Below are 1,101 nucleotides of genomic sequence, written 5' to 3' on the forward strand. Positions count from 1 at the left end.
CGAATCAACGGTCTGGCACCTAGTTTTAATGTTCTGATTTTAGTAACGGTTCCATACCTTTTTTCCATCAGCCTCACCTCATCTACCATTATACGTTATACACATCTAGATGTGTATAAGAGACATTATACGAACAAACGTTCTTATAATCAAGTGATTAAAGAAATATATGATGTACCTGTCTCTTATACACATCTAGATGTGTATAAGAGACAGGGAATATCCATTGGAGACTCCACCTTATCAGCTGTAAAATTCCTTTCTTTTTAATTCTGATAGTCAATATGATTGTCTTGTTCTTTTTAGATTCCGATGCACTTTCTATATTTGATTTTGATTTACCAGTGTACACCCCTGTCTCTTATACACATCTAGATGTGTATAATGAAACAGAATTAGTGAATACAACAACAATTGATGGAGCGATTAACATCAGTTGATAATTACACATCTAGATGTGTATAAGAGACAGGTTGATAATTTTGAAAAAATTATTGCTCTAGAAATACCCCTTTTGAAAAAAAGGACTATTTCTAGAGCAATTTTTATTTGCCCTGATATCAGACAATGAAAAGCTTGAGAAAAGCGCTATCCAATCAGAAGAAAAAATATATACCATGCTATATAAGTAAATAGGATCAAATTGTTGAGATTTAAACTTCAATGAAAGGTAACACCCTGATGAAATAAATGAAGGAGTGAATTTATGTCTGTCTCTTATACACATCTAGATGTGTATAAGAGACAGGGTGTACACTGGTAAATCAAAATCAAATATAGAAAGTGCATCGGAATCTAAAAAGAACAAGACAATCATATTGACTATCAGAATTAAAAAGAAAGGAATTTTACAGCTGATAAGGTGGAGTCTCCAATGGATATTCCCTGTCTCTTATACACATCTAGATGTGTATAAGAGACAGGTACATCATATATTTCTTTAATCACTTGATTATAAGAACGTTTGTTCGTATAATGTCTCTTATACACATCTAGATGTGTATAACGTATAATGGTAGATGAGGTGAGGCTGATGGAAAAAAGGTATGGAACCGTTACTAAAATCAGAACATTAAAACTAGGTGCCAGACCGTTGATTCG

General features: G+C 32.9%; 3 protein-coding genes. 2 read left to right on the top strand and 1 reads right to left on the bottom strand.

Going from position 1 to position 1,101, the window contains the following annotated elements:
* On the top strand, nucleotides 1–270 hold a 270-nt coding region (locus A5844_RS14455; protein ID WP_218776181.1), incomplete at its 5' end, for a hypothetical protein.
* Between the two features lie 14 nt (nucleotides 271–284).
* Entirely contained in the window at nucleotides 285–440 is a 156-nt protein-coding gene (locus A5844_RS14460) for a hypothetical protein (protein ID WP_218776182.1), read from the top strand.
* Between the two features lie 391 nt (nucleotides 441–831).
* On the opposite strand, the gene A5844_RS14465 is transcribed toward A5844_RS14460, so the two are convergent.
* On the bottom strand, nucleotides 832–1,101 hold a 270-nt coding region (locus A5844_RS14465; RefSeq protein ID WP_218776181.1), incomplete at its 5' end, for a hypothetical protein.

The organism is Candidatus Enterococcus wittei (assembly GCF_002140175.1).
Taxonomy (GTDB): domain Bacteria; phylum Bacillota; class Bacilli; order Lactobacillales; family Enterococcaceae; genus Enterococcus_B; species Enterococcus_B wittei.